Origin of the sequence: Ureibacillus sp. GCM10028918 (assembly GCF_042666115.1) — a bacterium.
Classification (GTDB): domain Bacteria; phylum Bacillota; class Bacilli; order Bacillales_A; family Planococcaceae; genus Ureibacillus.
Genome location: NZ_JBHTFK010000007.1, coordinates 427,045 through 446,247, shown reverse-complemented (window position 1 = coordinate 446,247; position 19,203 = coordinate 427,045). Strand labels below are relative to the sequence as shown.

Here is a 19,203-nt window from a genome sequence, read left to right as displayed (position 1 = left end):
CATTTTTTTTAGTTTTTACTCGGCAACGTTTCACTTAATTTACAATATTGTACGAATACATAGGCTAATTCGCGTAGTCGCTCTTGGATTGCTTCGTCTATAATCATATCGTTTTCATCGAAGTGAGATGAATGTGTATAGACATAGTTCGGTGTTACTAAACAACGGAAGTAATCTAAGATCGGTCTTAGCTGATTTTCTACAACCAAATGATGTTGATATGTACCGCCATTGGCTACCATAGAAACTGGCTTATATCGCATAGCCTTCGGATCAATCATATCAAAAGCATTTTTCAGCACACCAGGAATCGATGCTTGATAAATGGGTGTTGAAATAATATATCCGTCCGCTTCTTCAAATTTCTGAATCATTTTCTGCATATCTTCGTTAAGCGGACTTCCGTCTAAAATTTGATGCTTTAAATCAGCGAAATATAAGGTTTCAAGCTCTAAATCCCCATTATATTCTTTAATATATTGTTCAATTTGTCGCAAAATCGCACCTGTTTTCTTTCCAAATACAGTGCCATCAACGAGTAGTATTTTCATTTTGTATCCTCCACCTTTTTATTTCCACCCGTTATTTTAACAGATGCGGATGAAGTGGGATAGGGAACCGGTTTAGATTAATTAAAATTCAGTCTTTTGGCGGATTTTCGATAATTGTCGCCTTTTCCATTGCCTTCTCCATCATTCGAGTTGGTGAGGATAGGCTCACGATTGTTGTGCCAACATCAAAGGAACGCTTTTTGGCGTTTGCTAAAAAGACTAAATTATTTTCACTATCCACTGCGAATAAGGGGACTGTCTTATGATCATTATCTTTTATAAAGTCACCTAGCGTATATTGATCCGTTAGTTGCGTTTTTCGAATGAGATACCCTTCTTCAATCAAACGATCTAAAACGTGGATATCATATTCCTCGTCAAACAGTCTCTTACCACCAATTGATTTACTATAGCCACTTGGATCTCCCGTATGGCTAGGTGTTTGAAAAATATGCTCACGCCCCAATTCAGGTACGAAGTGTTGGCAAATCAATGCATTATATGCATCATCTTCCGTTGCTGCTATCAAGATTTCATATGGAGTTAAATCCACAAGGTATTCCGTATTTTCACTTAGAATATCTCCCACTTCGGTTCTTAAGCTCAGCTGCCGGGCTTGGCTTAAGGAACCCCATGAGCGGTCTATGATTAACACTGGCTTATTAAAGCTTTGTAGAGCCTCTCCCAACACTGCACTAAATGGCCCTGCACCGACAATCATTACGCCCGCTTCATCAGTTGCTCGAAGATTCAACTTTTTTGCAAGCCAACTAATTGAAAAGCCATGTGCCAATACCGTTGCAAACACTAGAGCGAGAGTTAAGGCCGTAATTATATCTGCATCTTTAAAGCCCTCTTCTTTTAAAACACTTGCAAAAAAACCGGAAACCGTAAGTGCAACAATCCCTCTCGGAGCAATCCAACCGATCAGAATTCGTTCCTGCTTTGTTAAATCTACCCCGATTGTTGAAAGCCAAATCGACACGGGGCGTACGATAAATAGCATAGCTAATACAAATAGCAACATATCCCAACTCAAAATGTCCATTAACGTATCAACGGACAAAGAAGCAGTCAGCATGATGAATAAACCCGAAATCATAAGAACCGATATATTTTCTTTAAAATGCAGTAAGTCCCTCAAGCAAGTTAGATGCATATTCGCCATTATGATTCCCATTGCCGTAACAGCGAGCAATCCCGTCTCATGCATAATCGTATCGGTTAACACAAATACCAGAAGTACACTTACTAAAACAATGGGTGATTTTAAAAATTCAGGAATATAGCCATGTTCCAATAGTCTTCCGAGTACAAATCCTGCCCCTGCTCCAAGAATGGCAGAAAGAATGGAAGCACCAAAGAACAGTAATAGTGAGTTGCCGGTAATCGTATCATTTGTCCATAACACAATTTGCAAAGCAAATAAGGCAACAAGAGCACCAAATGGGTCTACCACAATGCCTTCCCACTTTAGAATAGTTGCAGGTCTTTCTTTTAATTTTGCTTGTCTTAACAACGGCATAATCACGGTAGGGCCAGTTACGATGAATATACCACCCATGATAAACGCGACATCTAATGAAATGCCAGCTAAAAAATATGCTGCAAAGGATCCAGTAATCCATGCAATTAAGGAACCGATTGTGGATATTTTGAAAATCGCACGTCTGGAATCTTTCATTTCCCGAATGTCTAAACCTAAGCTACCTTCAAATAAAATAATTGCTACTGCCAGTGAGATAATTGGATTAAAAATATCCCCAAAGCTTTCTTTAGGATTAAACAATCCCAGAAATGGTCCCACTATTAATCCGACAAGTGACATCACCACAATAGCCGGAAGTCTAAACCGCCAAGCCAGCCATTGTGACAACATTCCAAGTACAACAATGGCAACGATTTGAAATAGTAGTGAATCAAGCATTGTACTTCCCCTTTAAAACGAATTAGTAATCACATAAGCAGTATTTAACATGCCTAAAATGGGAGAATTCTATTGTGACTTTTGATTAGGAAACTCTTATGGAAATAAAAAAAGTCCTCCCGCACCATTAGTATTTGCGGAGGACGTTCTTTCAATCCATCATAACGATTTTATTATTTAGTTTCATTTTTCACTTGCAACTCCTGGATCTTATCACGGTTAAATACCACTTCTTCGTCTATTGGAGTTAGCTCTTCTTTATATTTATCCCAATTAAAAAGTTGTTCCCGAGAAACCAAATCTGCTTCTTTAGCTCTAGGCATCTTCAAGCTTGAAAGCTCTGCCGAATCATAGATTGTCACTGGTGATTTTTTTCCGGATAATGCAATTACCTTCATAGCTAATGCGAGCTGAGTGGCTTTAATCGAACGGTATTTTTTCATTGGGCCAATAAGTAAAGGGTTTAAAACATTTAACACCCATTCCCCCACCTTCTCGCCAAGCCGAAACTCATTGCGGTCTCCTACTAATAAGGACGGCCTTACAATGGAAACTTGCGGCAGCTGTAAAGCAATCAACTCTTTTTCGAGTTTCCCTTTCACTCGGTTGTAGTATACTCCCGACTTCTCGTTTGCCCCCATTGCCGAAATGATAATGAAATGCATGATGCCACACTTTTTGGCTAGTGAAGCTATTTGCAGCGGATATTCCACATCTACTTTTTCAAATTCCTCACGAGAACCTGCTTTTTTGATTGTCGTACCTAAACAGCAAAATATTTCATGAGCAACCTCAATATCAGTTTCTTCTATTTGATTAAAAGATCGGATTTTCACATTTAGTTTAGGATGCTCGAATGCTAGTTTTCTTCGAGCAATGACAGTGACAGAAACATATTCTTCACTATCACATAGTAATTTTACTAGTTTCGAGCCTACTAAACCCGTCCCCCCAACGACAATAGCTGAGCGCATTTCCATTTTTCTTTCACTTCCTATCATCTTTCTCTATGTTAGCGCATAAACTTGAAAATCTATGTTACCTCTTTGCAATAACTCTATTGTTAATTTTCACACATACTTTCTAATTTTTCACCATAATTTAATTAATAGTTGGGAAAGGATGGGATTATATGCAGAATGAACTAAGTGTACCTTCATTAAATAAGAAAATCGCCTTTATCGTTGAGCATAGTGCAATCAAAGGATTTTATCCACTTGAACGTGTAGCAATCGTAGCAAAACTTTTAAAAGAGGAAGAGAGTGTCTATATTTTTTTAAAACAGGATGGACAAGAAGCTATCGAGATTTTCACTGACGAACAACTTTCTCCTATTCTATTTGATAACTATACTGAGCTGAAAACACAAATTCGTAATCTTGAGCCCGATTTAATCATTCAGGATGGTAAAGATACACTAGTTGAACAAATTGAACAGCTAAGACCATTTTGTAAAACCATTGTTCATTTTGATGATTTTGGTGAAGGATCCATTCTAGCAGATTGCAATATTGTTGCTCTTTTCGAGGAAGTCAGGGAGAATACTGCACAAAATATATTATCGGGAAGCTTCGCCTTCGCTGTAAGGGAATCTCTTAAAACAATTGCGAATGAACGAGTTTCAAATGAACTATCCAGCCCGCCGCACATTGTTGTTGCCTATGAAGATGGCGATGAAAATAATCTAACCTATCGTACTTTGCGTCATTTAACACAATTACAAATTCCTTTACGCGTGACGGTTGCCATTGATCGCGAGTATAAGCACTCTGTCGAGGATTTGCAGATGATGGTTCTTAGCCGACGTAATACCAAGATTTTAAAGGATGACCATGCCTTAGAAAAACTTTTGCCTGAAGCCGATATTATCATTTGCAATGCAAACTATACCCCATATAAAGTGGCTACAGTTGGTATTCCTTGCATTACAGCTGCACAAAATGAACGCGAACTAAATAATGCATTCCCTAGAGAGCATAACGGATTTATTCATCTCGGCTTAGGTCGCAAAATGAAACAATCCAATATTCAAAATGCCGTGATGGAAATGCTATTACATGAAGCAAGACGCGAACGGGCAGTACGGAAACAATTTGAGCTTGAAATCCAAGATAACAACGATGTGATTAAGTCCCTTCTTTTAGATTTTGCCTATGAACGCCACAATATGGTGTCATTGTAAAGCTGTTATGATGAAAGCACTTTGGACGAGTATATATTCGTTTAAAGTGTTTTTTTGTATAGAAGTTATCTGATGGATTTTTTGTTAAGGCTGGATTTTTATTATTAATGAAAAGAAGCAACTTTCTATGATACAATGTTCATAAGTTTTTAGTACTTATACAATAAGGAGCGACAATTATGGCTACTAAATCGGAGCTTCAACAGCAAATCGCAGAGTTAAAAATGGATTATATTAATCTTCAAGGCGATATAGAAAAGCTTGAAAGTACAGGTCATGCAGATTCTGTTTCAAAAGCAGAAGAGCGCCTTTCCAACATGGAAAAACAACTTGCAGAACTGAACAAACAGCTCGCGGCGTTGTCGTAACCCGCGAGTTTTTTTACGGATATGGATGGTTAGGTTTATTTTTAACCATATGGCATAAACATAGGCTTTTTTAGTCGAGTTTTTACTCAAAGAATTAAGTAACACACATTAAGCGAGAATTTTTTTATCGGAGGAATTTGGTATGGCAATATTAACAGTTGAAAATTTAGGTCATTCCTTTGGTGATCGCACCCTTTTTAAGGATGTTTCATTCCGCCTTGTTGAAGGCGATCATATAGGATTAGTTGGTGCAAACGGCGTAGGAAAATCTACATTAATGGGCATCATTACTGGTCAAACAATCCATGATACAGGCCGTGTAGAGTGGCTTCCAGGTACACATTACGGCTACTTGGACCAACATACAGTTTTAAGTGCAGGCCGCACAATGCGCGATGCATTACGTGATGCCTTCCTTCCTCTTTATAAAAAAGAAGAAGAGTTAAATGAAATTGCAAATAAAATGGGTGACGCAACACCCGAGGAATTAGAAGAATTGCTTGAGCAAATGGCAGAAGTACAAGATGCCTTGGATGCTGGGGATTTTTATACATTAGATATTAAAATAGAAGAGGTTGCCCGTGGGCTTGGTTTGGATGCAATTGGTCTGGAGCGAGATGTGGCTGCCCTTTCCGGTGGTCAGCGTACCAAGGTTTTATTAGCTAAGCTATTATTGGAAAAACCAAAAGTATTGCTACTGGATGAACCGACGAACTATTTGGATGAAGAGCATGTTACTTGGTTGAAAAACTATCTAAAAAACTATCCACATGCCTTTTTACTAATTTCCCATGATACCGAGTTTATGAATGAAACTGTGGATGTAATCTTCCAGCTTGAGTTCTCTAAACTGACACGCTACACAGCAACTTACGAGAAGTTTTTAGAGCTTGCAGAAATTAACAAACGCCAGCATATCGATGCTTATGAAAAACAACAAGAATTCATTAAAAAGCAAGAGGATTTCATTGCAAAAAATAAAGCACGCTACTCTACAACAGGCCGTGCGAAATCTCGTGCAAAACAGCTGGACCGCCTAGAACGTATTGATCGTCCCGAAACAGCTGTGAAACCTGAATTCAGCTTTAAAGAAGCGCGTACTCCAAGCCGTTATGTTGTAGAGGCTGAAAATCTTGTGATTGGGTACGATAAAGAAAAACCATTACTGCCTCCCCTTACATTTATGATAGAGCGTGGAGAAAAAATTGCCCTTGTTGGTATGAATGGTGTCGGGAAATCGACCCTTCTTAAAACGATGCTCGGAAAAGTGAGACCACTTGATGGAAGCGTCATTCTTGGCGACTATTTGGAACCTTCTTATTTTGAACAAGAGGTAAAAGCAGATAAAATTACACCGATTGACGATGTGTGGAATGCCTTCCCATCAATGGAACAAGCACAGGTCCGTGCCGCTTTAGCACGTGCCGGTCTAAAAACAGATCATATTACGCGTCCGTTAAATTCATTGTCCGGGGGCGAACAAGCAAAAGTGCGCCTATGCAAACTGATGATGGATGAAACAAACTGGCTAATCTTTGACGAACCAACAAACCACTTGGACGTCGACGCAAAAGCAGAGTTAAAGCGCGCTATGAAAGAATTCAAAGGCACAATTGTCTTAGTATCCCACGAACCAGAATTTTACGAAGGCCTAGCAACAAAAGTATGGAACGTGCAAGACTGGTTTACAACTGGGGAAACAGATTTATAGGATTGAATGATTTGCAGCGGATTGAGCTTATTGCTCGATCCGTTTTTACTTGCGGTTGATGAAAATCTGTTTTTTTTGGGAGCTGGAAATTGGGCAGAAAAATTAAGTTTGGCAGTTTTCAAATCGAGGTCAAAAAAATACGATAGACTGTTAAAAATTTTCGATATAGGGCAGCATAAAGAATTTGTTTACCGGACAGATTATTAAGTTTACCGGACACTTTTTAATTTTTACCGGACACATTTCTCGATTTACCAGACACTTTTTATTATTTACCGGACATTTTAAGAAAATCCACAGGAACAAGGTACCTCCGATTTTTAAAATTCCCCTCGCTATTCAAATTAAGCTTCCTCAATAAGCGATAAGCTGTTTTTTCTGATCTTATCCCAACAAACTCCCTAAATTCATTATTACTAATCCTCTCCCCCCACAATAACCGGTAATCATGCAATGCTTCATAAAAGGCCTGACAATCTACGTTTCCACACCGTGTGCACACCCACTTCCCATACCTGTATTGCATTAAATAACGATAGTTATATCGACTACATAAAACTCCTTTACGCAACTTACTCTTATCGTATCTAGGTTTCCATGCATCCATTTTTCTGCTAGCAATCAATTTTTCTGCAATAATTCTCATCTGACTCTGGTCAATTACAGGGTGTGGGAATTGAGCAAATAATCGCTCCACTTTATACCTCAGCCCACTCACCTGGAATACCAGCACATCACGGGCATTCACTTTCCCAATAATGGAATGTGGATTACAAAAGACAACACCACACACTACAGGCACTGAAACACCGATTTCACGTAAATACCCCCTAACATAACCACCATGTCGCCTCACCTGATCAATCGGATTGGTAAACCCTTCAATACTTCCATCACTTCGAGTTCGTATACACTGGTTGGTTTCATCATCAATATCTATGCGGCCAGTGATATTCTTAGCTTCCAACACAAAAATAAAATTTGGACAAATGAATACCGTATCTATCTGGTGCGTAAACCCTGCTTCATTTTCAAATTTGAGTCCGTTCAACAGCAGGTATCTCGATTGTATCCTGAAATCCAGCCACTCCTTATCTAGCCGTTGTTCCCCATAGAATCCAGACTTTTCTCGTCCCAACTTTTCTTCAAAAAATCTCGCCTCTTCTATCGGCAGTCTTCTTATCAAAGCCTCCAATAATGGAATGGACTCATGCTCTTCCCTCTTCCACAATTGCATCCTCCCCTTTCAATCTCCTCTCCTCGTATTCTACTAACCCCATCAAAGACTATCAAAATACGAAATTTGATTTTTCAACACTCGAGATAATTCAAAACAAATATTTCAAATTAGCATTTGCAATTAAAATAATGCAATTATTTGAAACTTTTTTTTCTCAGAGACGTATATATTTATAGAAAAACGGTTATTAATTAATGTAACAAGCCCACTTATGAAAATGAAAATCACTATTGACTTACAATTAACTTACTAGTAAGATATAAATATAAACAAAAATATCTTACCAGTAAATTTTCGAAACTTTAAAATACATGAAAGCGGGGAGATTTTATGACAGTTACAATATATACTCAATCTAGCTGTTCTTCTTCACGAAAAGCTATCAAATGGTTAAAAGAAAATGAAATTAACTTTACTGAAAAACGCATTACATCACAACCTCTTACATTAGCAGAATTTAAAAATATTCTGAGAATGACTGAAGATGGTACAGATGAGATCATTGCAACAAATTCAAATGACTTTAAAAACTTAAATATTGATATTGATCAATTATCAATTCAAGATTTGTATAATATTATTCAACAATATCCACGTATGCTGCGTAGTCCAATTTTACTTGATGAGAAACGTATTCAAGTTGGCTACAACGAAATGGATATTCGTCGATTCATTCCACGCAAAGTCCGTGCTTACGAGTTAAATGCTATGCAACAAATCGCTGCACAAGTATAATCAATGTGCTGGTGAAAGCGAATTTCGTAAAGTACAAGACCTGCGAAATGAATTAGGTAAGTGGAGCTGAACAAAATGGATAACCAACGACATGAATCCCTTTCTTCTCTTTTTGAGGTCGTCTCTTCATTGGAGCGAAAATGGGCAAATGAGTGGAACCAACAAAATATTTTAGGATTTTCAAAATCTCATATATTACTCTTAGATTTGCTGGCAAAAGAAGGTCCAAAACGCCCTTCTGCGATTGCTGAACGCTTAAGAGTGACGACAGGTGGTGTTACTGTTTTAACTTCAAAGCTGATCAATGGCGGCTTTATTGAAAAAACACAAAGTAATGCTGACCGCCGCGCTTCACAAATTGCCATTACACCCGAAGGCGAAAAAATATTGCAAGAATCCCGGGCACAAGTTTCAGCAATGGTTAACACAATGTTCGGCATGCTCACAAATGATGAAATCAGAATGTTACATACAATTTTTGAAAAATGTCTTGTAACTGGAAATGGGCTAAATAAAATAATAGAGGAAGAATAATGCATGCAGTATTACACTGCTTCATATATTCACTCCAATAGAGCAAGGTGCATTTTGCAACCTTGCTTTTTTTAATGCAAAAAAAGACTCTCCTAAAAGGAAAGTCTTTCCATTATGCCATCACGACATCCTGCAACGATGAATCTGAAAGCAGAATTTCTTTCAATCTAGCTTTTGCACGGAATAGACGGGATTTTACCGTTCCAATAGATACCTTCATTAATGTTGAAATCTCGGCTAATGAATATTGATCCACATAAAAATACCATAATGTTTTTTGATAGATTCCGTCCAATTCTTGCATTTTCTCTTGAACTATTTTCGTTACAACCTCTTTTTCTACTTTTTCTTCTGTAGAAATTTCATTACTGGGAACCAAATCTAGAATCGGTACGTCTAATGTTTCAGGTTGACTCATCATATATTTGCTTCTTCTTACATTCTTGCGATAGCGGTCGCGGAATGTATTCATGGTAATGGTCGTAAGCCAAGCTTTAACATGGTCAACCTTCTCTACTTGCTCTTCATTACGAACAACCTTAACCCAGACTTCTTGCATCAAATCCTCAGCCTCTGCTGTGTTGCGAGTTAATTTTAAACATAAGTGATATATATATCGATTATATTCCTCATAAATTCCATTTAAACAACTAATCATTTTTTATATCCTCCAATATCGAACTACCTTCTGTTTTACATTTTCCCAAAAAATCGTATTACACTCTATCGGATTTGCTTTCAATTACATTACATTCCTGTAAGGTGTTAGTTACATAATAAAAGTTCTAATTATTCTGAATCAGTTTAGACTTGTTTGTGTGCCTGGCATCCGCACTATTCCGAATTGTTTTAGTACCAGGCACCAATATGCTATACTATTTCTACTATCTAATTAAATTGGAAATGAGGGTTTATGTTGAGTCAATCGCAAATTTTAGATGCTTATTTTACAGAACATCGTGAAAAACACTTAGAGGAACTAAATGAGTTTCTTCGTATTCCAAGTATCAGTTCCCTTTCAGAACACAAACAAGACATTCAAACGGCTGCCGAATGGTTAGCGGAAAAACTTAGACAGCTAAATATCGAAAACGTAACAGTAGACCAAACTGCTGGTCACCCGGTTGTCTACGGGGAATGGCTGCACGCAGAAGGTAAACCAACGATATTATTCTATGGCCATTATGATGTACAACCAGTGGATCCTCTTCATCTATGGGAATCTGAACCTTTCAACCCTGTAATACGAGATAATAAATTATTTGCTCGCGGTGCTTCTGACGACAAAGGTCAAGTTTATATGCACTTAAAAATGATTGAAGCATTATTCGCAACAGAAGGAACACTTCCTGTAAACGTGAAATTCATTTACGAAGGTGAGGAAGAAATCGGTAGCCCTAACCTGCCTGCCTATGTTGAAGAGCACAAAACAAAACTTGCTGCGGATTTAATTTTAATATCTGATACAGGTCTATACGCTCCTGGAAAACCTGCTGTATGTTACGCTTTACGCGGACTTACTGGCGTGCAAATTGATGTACGCGGTGCTAAAGGTGATCTTCACTCCGGCCTATATGGTGGAGGTGTACAAAACGCCATTCATGCATTAGCTGACATTTTAGCTTCATTCCGTGATGAACACGGAACAATCCAAGTGGAAGGCTTCTATGACAAAGTTCTTCCGTTATCTGAGGAAGAGCGTCAAGCTTATCGTGAACTAAACTTTGATGAAGAAGCATTGAAACAGGAAATTGGAGTAAATGATTTATTCGGTGAAGAAGGTTTCTCCTATTTAGAGCAAACATGGGCTCGTCCTACATTAGAGATTAACGGTGTTTTTGGTGGGTTCTCTGGAGAAGGAATCAAAACCGTACTTCCCGCTGAAGCCGGTGCAAAAATTACTTGCCGTTTAGTGCCTGACCAAGATCCAAATGAAATCGTCGGACTACTTAAAGCACATATCGAAAAGCATAAACCAAAAGGTGTGGAAGTAACTGTATCTGAGTTTGATAAAGGTGCTCCTTTCTTAACACCATTCGATCACCCATTAATTCAAGCGGCAGGTCGTTCGTATGAGCGTATCTATAACGTTCCAACTGCCTTTACACGTGGCGGCGGTTCAATTCCTATTGTTGCTGCGTTTGATGAAATACTTGAATTACCTGTTGTATTAATGGGATTCGGCTTAAACAGCGAGAACTTCCATGCTCCTAACGAACATTTCCACTTAGAAAACTTTGATAAAGGCCTACGTGTTTTAGGCGATTATTTATACGAAGTTTCAAATTTGGAATTTTAATCATTTTTATCAAACCTAAAGGTTCTTATAAGAACTTTTAGGTTTTTTTTGTGAATTAGAAGCTGCAACATGCGACACTACCTGACTAAATATAATTGAGCAGTGCTATTTTATATGAAAACTGTATATGAAACTCTCTTATAATTTATTAAGAATATTTCTTTTTTGTAACAAAAAGGAATTTTCTAAATATTTCTAGAATTTAATTAATATATACATTAATAAGCATATTTCTAGCAGTATGCTATTTTTTTGAACAGGAGTGTGATATGTATGGAAGATAAAAGAAACCTTGTAGTTCTTATGCAACCGGTTGTGGGGCTTTTACTTGTATTGATCGGCATTTATACGTTCGCTGTAGGTAGCCCCAACTTGTTGCCATGGGCATATATGTTGATGGGTCCCCTCTTCTTTGCGATGGGACAATATGAATCTAAAGATCAAAATAAGAAAAAATATAGTATCTTCTATTATGCTTTAGCAACTGTTTCACTTTTATTTGGTTTCTATTCATTTACCGCATTCTAATAAAAATTAAACCTAAATTAATTATTTTTTTAAATTAAAACAGAAAAAAGCACCGTGCTACAAGCACGGTGCTTTTTGGACTGACCCTTTAAAAAGCATTTTTTATATATAAACATAGGGGAGGTTATATATCTTGTCGAACAAGCTTTTACGAGGTTCATATGAGCTTTTACTTACCACTTTTACTAAAGGAGCGATTTCTCATAAGAGGCTGTCAAAGGTTGACCTCTTTATGATGTTTTTATCTTATCATCTCAGGTAGCAATTGAATATCCACCATCGTTACATGTCACATTTTTATCACATTTCTGTTCACAATTTCGAAATATTTTGTTGTATAACACCTTTCAATTTTCTTATAAATACTAATATTCCTCTCTGCTCACTCCATGAAACCGCTTTATTGAAAGGCCTTTCAAAAAAACAAGTGTTTCATTTGTATTCTTTACTGATATGTAACAGTATTCTCTCATTCTAACTTTTAATAATTATACACCTTTAACATTCAACTCATTGTTAGCATTCTCATTTTCAACCTACACTTTATCAACATGTAAACTTGCCTGGATGCAATTGAACTTTAGTAAAAATCAATCCACTATCCACTCCTTATTCATAGAGTTTATTCCCACGATACTGAAGTATATATCCACATAATAGAAAAGGCGCCCCAAATATTGATGGGACACCATTTCATTTTATTGAAAAATCATTCCGACACTTGAGTAGATAATTACCGTTGCAAATACAGCCATCATATAAATTAATGAGTAAGCAAACATTTTATTTGCCCACTTTTTCTCATCCATTTGGCGGTATCCTACAATACTTAGCCACAACCATATTCCACCTAAAATCAGCGAAACGAGTGTTAACCCCCAACTCAAAGGAACGAATAAGAAACTTGTCAGCATCATAATGACTAAATAAATATTCGTTTGCAAGTAAGTTCTTCTCATACTCTTTTTTACTGGTAACATGGGAATATTCGCTGCTGCATAGTCATCCTTTTTCCGAATGGCGATCGCGTAGAAATGCGGCATTTGCCAGATTACCATGATGATAAACAATGCCCATGCTGCAGGGTACCAAATGCTTGGTGCTACCGTTGCCCAACCGATTAGCGGAGGCATTGCACCTGAGATACTTCCTACTTCTGTATTCCATATCGTTCTTCGTTTTGTCCACATCGTGTAAGGGACAACATAAAAGAACACACCAAGGAAACCAAGAAAGGCAGCCAGCCATGTTGTTAAAGAAAGGATCGCCAGCCCTGCAATTAATAGGATTATACCGACAATTAGTACTGTACGAGCACTCAATTCTCCTGTAACTGTAGGTCTAGATTTTGTACGTTGCATAATTGCATCAATATCGCGGTCATACAAGTTATTAAAAATACCGGAAGCTGCGATAATGAAAGCAGAACCTACAAAGGCAAATATGATATGTGGTATATGGTCTATAAAATTTAATTTGTACGTATATAAAGCGAGCATAAGTGCGGCAATCATAGGAATTAAATTGGATTTAATAATTCCTGTCTTAACCGCCTTGGCCCAGAGATCAAGATAGTTTTGCATAGTATGTCTTTCCCCTCATTATTAGGCAACTATTCAAAGAAGCACTATATTCTATCATACCACTGAATAATGCCTTTCAACAATCACATCGCTTACTTTAATATGAATATTCATTGACAAAAAAGGTGAAAAACCAGAATTCTCCATTGTTTTACCAGCAGTCTAAAAAAGCCCTAGAATAAAAACAAAAAAGATGTTCCGTTATTGGAGCACCTTTTGGCTATCATTTATTTCTTTCCCTTGTTTTTTATCAATATATGTGCAAGCCATTTTCAATAAGGGTAATACAAATAGAAAGACAAATAAAATCCTGAAAATCTGAAACACAGTTACCGCCGATACGTCTGCTCCGATAGCAGTCGCTAGTAAACTCATCTGATCGAGTCCACCTGCTGCTGTACTTAAGAAGCTTGTTGATAAAGAGTATCCCAAGAAATGTACTAATAAGAACCCTTGCCCAAATGTGATGGCAATTAATAATAAAGAACTCCCTATCCCCAATAGGATAACCCTTTTTCCGAGTTTAATCATATTTGGCTTTAGTAGTAAACCAATATACGCACCCATTAATAATTGCGCTATATGTAACAAAATGCTCGGAACATGAGGTGTCTCTACAGAAAATAGAGTTAGTACAATAACAAATAATATGGGTGTTAAAAAGTATGGTACTGGTAATTTAATCTTTTTCCCGATCCATACAGTTCCGCCTGCCACTAATAATAGAATGACTAACGGCAGCAGCTCTATATCTAATAAACTATCCGCAACTCCCGATTGAACCACATGCCCAGATAAAATAAACGGAATGAAAATGACGATACTTACTACACGCACCACATGAAAATAGGTAACCACTGCGAGATTAATATCCTTTTCCTCCTCGGCAAAAACAACAATTTGCCCTAAACCACCTGGGACCGTGCAGGTTAACGCAGTTTTCAAAGAAACATTCCCGATTTTATGAACTCCTATCGCCATAGCAATACTAATTACGACCAAAGCAATATTGATAAGAAACATAAGAAAAATTAACCAGCCCATTCCTGAAAAAACATTTAATTGAAAGGTTTGACCAATGGAAACACCGATGACCACTAACCCTATATTTCGAAATTGAACAGGCCAGAAAAGTTCTATCTTAATAAAAAATTGACTAATTAACACAGCAAACAAAGGACCGAGCATCCATGGAACCGGTAAACCTAGCATATCGAACAATACTGCCCCAATAACACTAATAATTACAACTAAACTAATTGATTTTACATGCAATAGGGAACCCTCATTTCTATTTCGTGTTCCTAAATAGATTACCATAAATTATGATTTATTGAGCAAAGAGTTTATATTAATCTCTTTGTAAAGCAAATAATACGATTTACCTCTTTGAATCCCAAGTTTAAATGTACAGCTAAACTTTCTTCATTATGTAATTCACAGTCACTTGCAAATTCCGTACAACCCTTGTTTTTTGCCCATTGTTCACAGTGTGCAACAAGTTGCTTGGCATATCCCTTCCTGCGATAAGCTGGTTTTACAAATAACCCTTCTAAATACCCAACTAGACTTGATTCAGTTCCTTCCACATAATCTGTTCGTAGTTGACATTGTGCAAATCCAATTGCTATACCCTCTTCATAAGCAATGAAAACTGCAGCACGGTCAGAAGCAAGTAGTTCTTCCATTTCACTCATGAATTCTTCAATTGTATTTTCTGTCCAGAGTAATAACGCTAATTCGGAAACTACTCTAGCATTGTCCAAATTTGCTTGTTTGATCATTCCCCACTCATCCCCTTCTTATTTACTGAAATTATCAACTATTTACCAAATTTAAGCAATTACAAAAACCGATTTCCACAATAGAAACCGGTTTTTGTTGAAGGATGAATCAGTTGTGCTCTGACCACGCTTAGAATGTACAGAGTTCCAAAGATTATGCGATTTGATTAAAGAATACAATCATAAAATTTAGGTTTGCCCTTCTCCATTCAAAATTACGGAACCTATTTTTGGTAACTCAAAAGCCACCCAACACCAACCTGGTCCACTAAATTGGCATGTAATGCCCCCCACTGCGTATCTTGGAGTTCCACAGTCACATTCCCCGATACACTTAAATCGTTATAAACTCTTGTAATTTCTTCTTCACTTTCACAAGCAAGACTTACTCGAACATTATCGCCTTGTTTCGTTTTCCCAAAATCATCCGAAAAATGGATTATACTATTGCCTACAACAAGTTCTGCATATAGACACTTGCCTTCCTCCGTTTGTTGAACATTTCGAATTTCACCATTTAATATATTTCGATAATATTCGATGATTTCAAGACAGTTCTCTACAAAAATGTATGGATTTGCGCTTATCAAACTAGTTCCTCCAACCTTTTTTTATTCACATTTTACCACTCCGTCATTATCTCCAAACTATAGTTAGATAAATAACACGATTAGTTAGAAACTTACATTTTCTATGGAATGAGAGTAGTTAATTCTTTCATATCGTTAATGACGATGTCAGCTTGCTTTAATTCATCCAATTGAGCAAAATCAAAATTTACCCCTATAGAAGTCAAAGCATTATCTTTAGCAGCTTTAAAATCAGACAATCGATCTCCCACTACCCATGCTTTGGCAAGATCATTCTCTTCTACAACCTTCTTTACCAATTCCGATTTATTCCCTGATGGTATTAATTGAATACTGTAGATATTTTTAAAATAGTGATGCAAATCATATGTATCAACAATTGTTTGTAAATACTCTTCGTACCCATTACTTGCAACGAAAAGGAAATATTTGGTGCTTAGCGATTGGAGAGTCATTACCACATGTGGATAGAGAGCCCCTTTTTTCCTGCGAATCATCTCGTTAAGTTTCTCTTGAAATAGCTCATTACTCTGCTCCCTGTCATCTTGGGAAAAATCGGGACATAGCGTTTCCCAAACAACGGATAAAGGCACTCCCATGATTTCACGATATTTGTTGATCGGCGTTACATCATCCCACAAACCATTTTCCCTTAACACGTCAAAGGTTGCTTCTAATGCCGGCTCCAGTATTTTATTCGTTTGAAATAGAGTACCATCCATATCAAATATAATTGCTTGATTCATTGCTTACCTCCCATTGTGAATATTGCTTATCACGAAAAATTTTAATACTTTTAGTACCTTTCTTATTAATCCATCACTCCTACATATAATAGCTTAGCAAATCTATTATTGAATCTTTTATATCAGTATTTTGTAATAAAAAGTAAATATATTAAAAATATTGTAATTATATTAAAAATATATTTTGCAAATAATAAAAAAATACTAAATTGCATAAATTTTTAACATACTCACAAATAAGTATTTGATATTATATTGTCATTATAATTTTACTATACTTGGAGGGATTACTTTGAAGAAATCTATTAGATGGCGAATACTAGCCATTGTTTTAATAATTATTGTACTAGGGCTTGGTACTTTAGGAACAGTAAGCTCACTTTTAATTACTACGAAGACGGAAGATAGTGTAATTGAACAGAGTGAAGTAGTGGTGGATGGACTTTCCGAAAACATTACGACATTTTTATCTACCTATGAGAAAAGTATATTAAAACTAGCCGCATCACCTGATGTAAAAAACTTTTATACCAACTCACTTACATATGATGATAGTGCTGATCAACTTTACCGTGCAGATCTAGCCCAATACTTATCCATTTATGAATCAGCCTCAGGTATTTACTTTACTGATGGTAATTACACCATTATTGAACCTCATTTTGAAGGAATAGATGCATTAGATATGACAACTCGTCCTTGGTATACAAATGCCATCCAAAATCCAGATCAATTTGTTTGGTCTTCCCCATACCTTGATAGTGTTACGGGTGAGTATGCGGTAACCGGTTCTATAGCTGTCAAAGATGGAAATGAAGTAATTGGTGTTTTAGGTGTTGATATCTTATTAGACCAACTTACAGAAACGCTTTCATCTACTGAATTAGGATATAAAGGATATCCAGTAGTTTTAGATAACGAAGGAGCTGCGATTGTTCATCCTTCAAAAATAGGCGAAAACCTCAGATCAGAAAAGTTCGTTCAAGCAATACAAGCTGACACAGAAAGTAAAAACAACCTAGAAACTACAACAATTAACGGTCAACAATCTGTAGTCGTCTACAATAAAGTACCTGAGTTAAACTGGACAGTAGCTGCAGTGTATTATACAGATAATTTAAACGACTTAGCTAATAGTATTCAACAAGTAATTGTTTTCATTGCTATTGCCATTATTGTTGTTACATTTATTGTTTTGTTCCTGTTTATTACAAACGTTTTAAAACCTATTAATAATCTCGGTACTTTAATGGAAGAAGTATCTCAGGGTGATTTATCCGTTCATATTGAAGTAAAGTCACAGGATGAAATCGGTAAGCTAACCCAGCACTTCAATTCAATGATCGAGAATATGAAAAATATTATTACAGTTGTGCAAGACTCATCGAATAATGTAGAAGAACGTTCACATCATTTAAGTGCACTTGCAGAAGAAACAAGTGCTTCAAGTGTTGAAGTGTCAAATGCTGTAAATGACATCGCAATCGGAGCAACCACTTCATCTGAAAATGCAGATATGGTAACTGAAACTACAGGGCAACTTGGCGATAAAATCAATGATATGAAGGTTCAGACTAATTCATTACATGAGATTACAGTTGAAGCGGATCAATTAAACGTCATGGGTCATGACAAAATGAAAAATTTATTAGGTTCCTTCGATCACTCAAAATACGAATTAACGAATATGGCACAAGCAATCAATGGGTTAGAAATTAAAGTTGGTGCAATCGACACTGTGATGAGTACGATATCTGAAATTTCGGCTCAAACAAATTTACTTGCACTAAACGCAAGTATCGAAGCTGCCCGAGCTGGTGAGCATGGAAAAGGTTTCGCTGTTGTAGCAGAAGAAGTTAGAAAGCTTGCCGAACAATCAGCAAAAGCAACTGAACAGGTGAAAACGACAATTCTGGAATTACAATCCGAATCTCAACAAGTGGCAACCCAAATGACGGAAATGCAAAAAACCTTCCAAACTCAAGGCATTGTTGTAGAAGATACAAGTTCCCTCTTCAAAGATCTTTCTACTCTAATAGAAAATATGGAAGGCACATTTAAGAATGTAATTTCACAGATCGACGGAATTGTAAGTTATAAAGATCAAGTAGTTCAAACAATTGAAGAAATGTCACTGACAGCTCAATCCACTGCCGCTGCTTGTGAAGAAGTAAGTGCTTCGAGCGATGAACAGCTGACAGCAATCCAATCTGTGGCAAATGCCTCTGAACAATTAAATAACTTAAGTACAAAGCTAACAACCGCTATAAGTAAGTTTAAAATAAAATAACCTCTATTAAATAAAAAATAAGTTCCTCCCAAAAGTGTCTTCAGCCCCTTTTGGGTCGATCTTTTTATTTAGAAGGCAATTCCACCCTTCTTACCATCGTCATAAATTCTGCACTGTCCGTTCGAAATTCTTTTT

The 19,203-nt window shown here is 36.8% G+C and carries 18 protein-coding genes; 8 read left to right on the top strand and 10 right to left on the bottom strand.

The genetic code is table 11. The features are described from left to right. Positions 1–8: 8 nt before the first annotated feature. The 3 genes from ACFQU5_RS11540 to ACFQU5_RS11530 form a co-directional block, all read right to left on the bottom strand. Positions 9–551: an NADPH-dependent FMN reductase gene (locus ACFQU5_RS11540; protein WP_390287890.1), complete on the bottom strand. Its 543-nt coding sequence runs from the start codon at positions 549–551 to the stop codon at positions 9–11. Positions 552–639: 88 nt separating this feature from the next. After that, positions 640–2,478 (bottom strand): cation:proton antiporter, encoded by a 1,839-nt coding sequence (locus tag ACFQU5_RS11535; RefSeq protein WP_390287888.1) that lies wholly within the window; start codon positions 2,476–2,478, stop codon positions 640–642. A 173-nt stretch (positions 2,479–2,651) separates the two neighbouring features. Beyond that, a complete protein-coding gene (locus ACFQU5_RS11530; RefSeq protein ID WP_390287886.1) occupies positions 2,652–3,458 on the bottom strand; it encodes an NAD-dependent epimerase/dehydratase family protein in 807 nt (268 codons plus the stop codon). Between the two features lie 152 nt (positions 3,459–3,610). On the opposite strand from ACFQU5_RS11530, the gene ACFQU5_RS11525 reads away from it, so the two are divergent. The 3 genes from ACFQU5_RS11525 (at position 3,611) to ACFQU5_RS11515 (ending at position 6,739) form a co-directional block, all read left to right on the top strand. Beyond that, positions 3,611–4,660, top strand: coding sequence for a PseG/SpsG family protein (locus ACFQU5_RS11525; protein WP_390287884.1), 1,050 nt, complete (start codon positions 3,611–3,613; stop codon positions 4,658–4,660). Between the two features lie 179 nt (positions 4,661–4,839). Next, entirely contained in the window at positions 4,840–5,028 is a 189-nt protein-coding gene (locus tag ACFQU5_RS11520; protein WP_390287882.1) for an SE1832 family protein, read from the top strand. A 142-nt stretch (positions 5,029–5,170) separates the two neighbouring features. Next, positions 5,171–6,739: an ABC-F family ATP-binding cassette domain-containing protein gene (locus tag ACFQU5_RS11515; protein ID WP_390287880.1), complete on the top strand. Its 1,569-nt coding sequence runs from the start codon at positions 5,171–5,173 to the stop codon at positions 6,737–6,739. A gap of 268 nt (positions 6,740–7,007) precedes the next feature. Here ACFQU5_RS11515 and ACFQU5_RS11510 read toward each other — a convergent pair whose 3' ends face one another. Further along, complete coding sequence (locus ACFQU5_RS11510; RefSeq protein ID WP_390287878.1) at positions 7,008–7,970, bottom strand: nuclease-related domain-containing protein; 963 nt, start codon at positions 7,968–7,970, stop codon at positions 7,008–7,010. Positions 7,971–8,309: 339 nt separating this feature from the next. On the opposite strand from ACFQU5_RS11510, the gene spx reads away from it, so the two are divergent. Beyond that, positions 8,310–8,714: a transcriptional regulator Spx gene (gene spx / locus ACFQU5_RS11505; RefSeq protein ID WP_390287876.1), complete on the top strand. Its 405-nt coding sequence runs from the start codon at positions 8,310–8,312 to the stop codon at positions 8,712–8,714. Positions 8,715–8,789: 75 nt separating this feature from the next. Then, complete coding sequence (locus ACFQU5_RS11500; RefSeq protein WP_390287874.1) at positions 8,790–9,248, top strand: MarR family winged helix-turn-helix transcriptional regulator; 459 nt, start codon at positions 8,790–8,792, stop codon at positions 9,246–9,248. 112 nt (positions 9,249–9,360) lie between these two features. Here the strand turns inward: ACFQU5_RS11500 and ACFQU5_RS11495 are convergent, their stop codons facing one another. Beyond that, positions 9,361–9,906 carry an RNA polymerase sigma factor gene (locus tag ACFQU5_RS11495; RefSeq protein ID WP_390287872.1) on the bottom strand — a complete coding sequence of 182 codons (546 nt, stop codon included), beginning with the start codon at positions 9,904–9,906 and terminating at the stop codon, positions 9,361–9,363. Positions 9,907–10,164: 258 nt separating this feature from the next. Here ACFQU5_RS11495 and ACFQU5_RS11490 point away from each other — a divergent pair, with 258 nt between their 5' ends. Continuing rightward, a complete protein-coding gene (locus ACFQU5_RS11490; protein WP_390287870.1) occupies positions 10,165–11,547 on the top strand; it encodes a dipeptidase in 1,383 nt (460 codons plus the stop codon). A 273-nt stretch (positions 11,548–11,820) separates the two neighbouring features. After that, positions 11,821–12,075, top strand: coding sequence for a hypothetical protein (locus ACFQU5_RS11485; protein ID WP_390287868.1), 255 nt, complete (start codon positions 11,821–11,823; stop codon positions 12,073–12,075). Positions 12,076–12,773: 698 nt separating this feature from the next. Here ACFQU5_RS11485 and cyoE read toward each other — a convergent pair. The 5 genes from cyoE to ACFQU5_RS11460 form a co-directional block, all read right to left on the bottom strand. Next, positions 12,774–13,658 (bottom strand): heme o synthase, encoded by an 885-nt coding sequence (gene cyoE, locus ACFQU5_RS11480; RefSeq protein WP_390287866.1) that lies wholly within the window; start codon positions 13,656–13,658, stop codon positions 12,774–12,776. A 201-nt stretch (positions 13,659–13,859) separates the two neighbouring features. Further along, positions 13,860–14,933: an AbrB family transcriptional regulator gene (locus ACFQU5_RS11475; RefSeq protein WP_390287864.1), complete on the bottom strand. Its 1,074-nt coding sequence runs from the start codon at positions 14,931–14,933 to the stop codon at positions 13,860–13,862. A gap of 71 nt (positions 14,934–15,004) precedes the next feature. After that, positions 15,005–15,442, bottom strand: a complete 438-nt coding sequence (gene aac(6'), locus ACFQU5_RS11470; RefSeq protein ID WP_390287862.1) for an aminoglycoside 6'-N-acetyltransferase — start codon at positions 15,440–15,442, stop codon at positions 15,005–15,007. A 224-nt stretch (positions 15,443–15,666) separates the two neighbouring features. Then, entirely contained in the window at positions 15,667–16,032 is a 366-nt protein-coding gene (locus ACFQU5_RS11465; RefSeq protein ID WP_390287860.1) for a VOC family protein, read from the bottom strand. Positions 16,033–16,133: 101 nt separating this feature from the next. Continuing rightward, the gene (locus ACFQU5_RS11460) at positions 16,134–16,778 is read right to left on the bottom strand and encodes an HAD hydrolase-like protein (protein ID WP_390287859.1); all 645 of its coding nucleotides are present in this window, start codon (positions 16,776–16,778) and stop codon (positions 16,134–16,136) included. Between the two features lie 292 nt (positions 16,779–17,070). Between ACFQU5_RS11460 and ACFQU5_RS11455 the strand changes: the two genes are divergently transcribed. Then, positions 17,071–19,068, top strand: coding sequence for a methyl-accepting chemotaxis protein (locus ACFQU5_RS11455; RefSeq protein WP_390287857.1), 1,998 nt, complete (start codon positions 17,071–17,073; stop codon positions 19,066–19,068). Positions 19,069–19,203 lie beyond the last annotated feature (135 nt).

Bases quoted from the DNA above. Each gene is read 5' to 3' on its own strand.
- spx (WP_390287876.1), top strand. From the start codon at position 8,310: ATGACAGTTACAATATATACTCAATCTAGCTGTTCTTCTTCACGAAAA.
- ACFQU5_RS11540 (WP_390287890.1), bottom strand. From the start codon at position 551: ATGAAAATACTACTCGTTGATGGCACTGTATTTGGAAAGAAAACAGGT.
- ACFQU5_RS11530 (WP_390287886.1), bottom strand. From the start codon at position 3,458: ATGGAAATGCGCTCAGCTATTGTCGTTGGGGGGACGGGTTTAGTAGGC.
- ACFQU5_RS11485 (WP_390287868.1), top strand. From the start codon at position 11,821: ATGGAAGATAAAAGAAACCTTGTAGTTCTTATGCAACCGGTTGTGGGG.
- ACFQU5_RS11535 (WP_390287888.1), bottom strand. From the start codon at position 2,478: ATGCTTGATTCACTACTATTTCAAATCGTTGCCATTGTTGTACTTGGA.
- ACFQU5_RS11520 (WP_390287882.1), top strand. From the start codon at position 4,840: ATGGCTACTAAATCGGAGCTTCAACAGCAAATCGCAGAGTTAAAAATG.
- ACFQU5_RS11460 (WP_390287859.1), bottom strand. From the start codon at position 16,778: ATGAATCAAGCAATTATATTTGATATGGATGGTACTCTATTTCAAACG.
- ACFQU5_RS11495 (WP_390287872.1), bottom strand. From the start codon at position 9,906: ATGATTAGTTGTTTAAATGGAATTTATGAGGAATATAATCGATATATA.
- cyoE (WP_390287866.1), bottom strand. From the start codon at position 13,658: ATGCAAAACTATCTTGATCTCTGGGCCAAGGCGGTTAAGACAGGAATT.
- ACFQU5_RS11515 (WP_390287880.1), top strand. From the start codon at position 5,171: ATGGCAATATTAACAGTTGAAAATTTAGGTCATTCCTTTGGTGATCGC.
- ACFQU5_RS11500 (WP_390287874.1), top strand. From the start codon at position 8,790: ATGGATAACCAACGACATGAATCCCTTTCTTCTCTTTTTGAGGTCGTC.
- ACFQU5_RS11525 (WP_390287884.1), top strand. From the start codon at position 3,611: ATGCAGAATGAACTAAGTGTACCTTCATTAAATAAGAAAATCGCCTTT.